Genomic DNA, 3,882 nt, shown 5'->3' on the forward strand with positions numbered 1-3,882 from the left:
AGAAATGGCGGCTGAGTTGTTTACAGCGTATCTGAGTCACTTGTTGCCTCAGCACTGAGTTCCATCCATAACACGCCATGAGGATCAACCATGTATACAATGATGAAATTACGCTGGTTAGCACTGCCCGTATTGCTGATGACGCTGCATGCGCCAGCTGCCCTGGCAATGGGCGATGATGACAGCGACAAAAAGACGCCGGATTGTCCGAAAGGCCAGGTTTACGACAGTAAATCTAAGTCCTGCGTGCCGGAGAAAACCAGCATGCTGAGCGACAGCGACAAAACCAATTACGCTTATCACCTGGCGAAAAAGGGCGAGTATCAAGCGGCGATCAACTTGCTGGACACGCTGCATAATCAGAACACCAAAGAAGCCTGGAACTATCGCGGTTATGCCACCCGTAAGCTGGGGAAAACCGACGAAGGCATGGCTTATTATCAGAAATCGATCGCGCTCGATCCGAAATATGCCAAAGTGCGCGAATATCTGGGTGAAGCCTGGATGATCAAAGGTCGGCCGGATCTGGCGAAAGAGCAGCTCACCATCATCAAATCGCTGTGTGGCGTGGATTGCGAAGAGTACCGCGATCTTAACGCCGCGATTCAGGGCCATCCGGAAGCTTGATGAACGCCGCACTTAGAGGACGAAAACATCACTAGCACTGAAGTCCGCCAGCATTTAGCGGCGCATCTGGCCCGCCTGTGGCGCTACGCCATGGTGCTGTCACGCAACCGCGATGTCGCCGAAGAGCTGGTGCAATCCACCTGCGTCCGGGCGCTGGAACGCAGCGCGCAGTACACGCCCGGCACGCGAATCGATCGCTGGCTGTTTAGCGTGCTGCATTCAGTGTGGATCAATGAACTGCGTGCGCAGCGGGTGCGCCTCGGGCAAGGCTTTGTCGACAGCGACGAACTCGTCGCGGCGGATCAGCAACAGCATGACGAGCAACGTCGGCAATACGCCAAAGTGATGCAGCGGGTGAGTCAGTTGCCCGAAGCGCAGCGCAACGCGGTGTTCCTGGTTTACGTCGAAGGATTCACCTATCAGGAAGCCGCCGATACGTTGGCGGTGCCGATTGGCACCATCATGAGTCGCCTTGCGGCGGCACGCACTACCTTAGCCAGCGCAGCCACTTTGCGCCCGGCTGGACAGGAGAAACGTTTGTGAAGGCTGCACGTTTTAGTTCGCCTTATGCGGACGAGGCCATCGTCGCCTGGCTGGATGGCGAGATGCGCGCGGATGAAGCGCTGGCGTTTGAAAATGAACTCAAGCGCAGTGAAGCGCTCTCGGCGCGAACTGCCGAGCTGATGAAGAGCAATCAACCTTTTGCTGAGGCCTTTGCGCCAATGCTGGATGACGCACCGCTGGAACGCATGACGCCGCGTTTAGCGCATCTGCTGGCAACCACGCCGTCAGCACCGCAGGTCAGCCGCCGCGCGCTGATCGCCGCTTCGGTGAGTTTTTTGCTGGTGGGCAGCGGCATCGGTTTTCTGGCGCGACCGGCAATTAAAGCTGAGCAGGGCGAAAGCGAAAAGATCCGCGAGCTGGAAGCACAATATATGTCGCTGTACAGCGCAGAAACGCTGGCCGACGTCGACAGTTCACCGCCGGTGTTGCAGCAATCGCTGGCGCGTACCGCGCGCGATCTTGATCTGCATTTCACGCCAGCGCAGTTAACGCTGCCGGAAGCGACGCTGAAGAGTGTGCGCATGCTGCGTTATGACGATGCGCTGATTACGCAAATTGCCTGGAATCACAGCAGCTACGGCCCGATGGCGCTGTGTATTTCGCGCGAAGATCATCAGCAAACCACCGATGTGGCGCAGGAGAAACGGCAGGGAATGAATGTGGTGTGGTGGCACAAGGCAGGATATCAATATGTACTGATTGGCCGAAATCCTGCGCAGCAGTTGAAAAAGACCGCGCAGGCATTAATACAGGCAATGCTGGCGTAGGGTCGCCATTGATGGCGACCGGGGAAAACAGGTGGTCATTAATGACCACCCTACAAAACGCGCGGTAGGGTCGCCATTTATGGCGACCGTTTCATTACAGCTCCAGCTGGGCTTTCAACAACGCAATCTCCTCACGCCACTGCGCCTGCAACGCGGGTTTCTGATGCTTTGGCTTGCGCGTCAGATCCTCATCCAGCTTGCTTTCTACCTCCAGCAGCGCCAGCAGCGCCAGCAGCAAAGCCTCTTCATCCAACGCTGTTGCCGTTGCAGCAGGTGCGACAAAGTCTAACGTTGTTGTCGCCTGCTCAGCACGCATGCGTTCGGTTACCGCGTCAAAATCGTGCCACTCGCTGAGTTGCTGATCCTCTATCAGCCAGAAACGATTGCAGCTGTTGGCGATTAACTGACGATCGTGCGACACCAGCAACACCGCGCCCTCAAACTGGTTTAACGCTTCTGCCAGCTCCTCTTTGCCCACTATATCCAGATGGTTGGTGGGCTCATCGAGCAGCAGCAGCGAATAACGCGCCAGCGTCAGCCCAACAAACAGCAAGCGCGAACGCTCGCCGCCGCTGAGTGAGCCAATCAACTGCTGATGACGCAGATACGGAAAACCTGCGCCGATTAGCGCCATCTTGCGCTGCTCATCGCTGAGCGGAGCAAAAGGCGCCAGCGCGTCACTCAGCGTTTCCTCATCATGCAGCTGATGCAGACTTTGATCGTAATAACCGAGGCGCACGCGGGGATGAAACAGCGGGCTATCTGCGTGTTGATTTTCACCCCATAAATGCCGTAGCAGCGACGATTTACCGCAACCGTTGTGGCCAACTATCGCTACGCGATCGCCACTTTTCACCTGCAGCATCGGCAGTGAAAACAGCGCAGGCGCATTATCGGCTGGATGAATCGACATCTCCGGCAACGCTAAAACGCGATCGGCATCCAGCGCTTCACCTTGCAGTTGCAGCCGCCACAGCGATCCTTCGCTCAGCGTGGTTTGTGCCTCTTTCAACCAACCGGCGCGCTTCTCCATCTGGTGCGCCTTACGCGACAACCCTTCGTTATCGTAAGTGCGGCCCCAAATCGCCAGACGTTTGGCGCTTTTCTCGACGCGCTCAATCTCCCTTTGCTCAGCCTGATGACGCTGCGCATCCGCTTCATCCTGCTCATCCAGCGCCTGACGCGCCGCACTGCAGGGCAGACGGAAGAATTGCAGACCGCGATCGCGCAGAATCCAGCTGCAGTTGGTCACTCGATCGAGCAGGGTGCTGTCATGGGAAACCAGAACGAAGCTGCCGCTCCAGCCGTTAAGGAAATTCTCTAGCCATAACAGTGTTGGCAGATCGAGGTGGTTGCTGGGTTCATCGAGCAGCAGCAGATCCGGTTGCAGGATCAGCGCGCGCGCCAGCAGCAGGCGCATATGCTGGCCACCGCTCAGAGTCGCAGCGGTTTGCGCTTGTTGCTCAGCCGTGAAACCCAGGCTTCCCAACAGCGCTTCGGCACGCCAGCGATCACTTTGTTCCGGCAGGCGCGCCATTACGCCATTCAGCAGCGAATCATTATGCAGTTCTAAAGGCAGATGCTGCTCGATGCGCGCCAGTAAACAGTGATTAGCCGGCGTAACGCTGCCGTGGCTGGGTTCCAGAGCGCCGCTGAGGATTTTCAATAAGGTACTTTTACCGGTGCCGTTATCACCCAGCAAACCGATGCGATCGCCTTTTTTCAGGCTGAAATGGATATTGTGAAATAGCGTGCCGAAGGCGTTATCGAAACCGACAGCGTGGGCGGACAGTAAAGTGCTCATGTGCTTACTCATAAGTTGCAGGCGCAAAAGGCCCGACGTCAGAAATCGCTGACGACAACCCGGTAAGCCGGAGGAAGGGATTAGATTTTCAGTTAACTTCGCTCAGGACGGATTATCGCA

The 3,882-nt window shown here is 56.7% G+C and carries 4 protein-coding genes; 3 read left to right on the plus strand and 1 reads right to left on the minus strand.

The window, feature by feature from the left end; translation table 11 throughout:
- Positions 1 to 90 precede the first annotated feature (90 nt).
- Genes RTY00_RS21480 through RTY00_RS21490 form a run of 3 tightly spaced genes read left to right on the plus strand, consistent with a single transcriptional unit; the run spans position 91 to position 1,958 of the window.
- Positions 91 to 627, plus strand: coding sequence for a tetratricopeptide repeat protein (locus RTY00_RS21480; protein ID WP_256698594.1), 537 nt, complete (start codon positions 91 to 93; stop codon positions 625 to 627).
- Between the two features lie 27 nt (positions 628 to 654).
- Positions 655 to 1,170 carry a sigma-70 family RNA polymerase sigma factor gene (locus RTY00_RS21485; protein ID WP_312182223.1) on the plus strand — a complete coding sequence of 172 codons (516 nt, stop codon included), beginning with the start codon at positions 655 to 657 and terminating at the stop codon, positions 1,168 to 1,170.
- The gene (locus tag RTY00_RS21490) at positions 1,167 to 1,958 is read left to right on the plus strand and encodes a hypothetical protein (RefSeq protein ID WP_312666107.1); all 792 of its coding nucleotides are present in this window, start codon (positions 1,167 to 1,169) and stop codon (positions 1,956 to 1,958) included. Before RTY00_RS21485 ends, RTY00_RS21490 begins: the two co-directional genes overlap by 4 nt.
- A 94-nt stretch (positions 1,959 to 2,052) precedes the next feature.
- Here RTY00_RS21490 and RTY00_RS21495 read toward each other — a convergent pair whose 3' ends face one another.
- Positions 2,053 to 3,762: an ATP-binding cassette domain-containing protein gene (locus RTY00_RS21495; protein WP_312666109.1), complete on the minus strand. Its 1,710-nt coding sequence runs from the start codon at positions 3,760 to 3,762 to the stop codon at positions 2,053 to 2,055.
- Positions 3,763 to 3,882: the final 120 nt, after the last annotated feature.

It is taken from the genome of Pantoea sp. CTOTU49201 (assembly GCF_032054795.1).
Classification (GTDB): Bacteria; Pseudomonadota; Gammaproteobacteria; order Enterobacterales; family Enterobacteriaceae; genus Pantoea; species Pantoea symbiotica.

What these genes read in the sequence shown, in the direction of transcription:
- RTY00_RS21495 (WP_312666109.1), bottom strand. Translation starts at nt 3,762, where the DNA reads ATGAGCACTTTACTGTCCGCCCACGCTGTCGGTTTCGATAACGCCTTC.
- RTY00_RS21480 (WP_256698594.1), top strand. Translation starts at nt 91, where the DNA reads ATGTATACAATGATGAAATTACGCTGGTTAGCACTGCCCGTATTGCTG.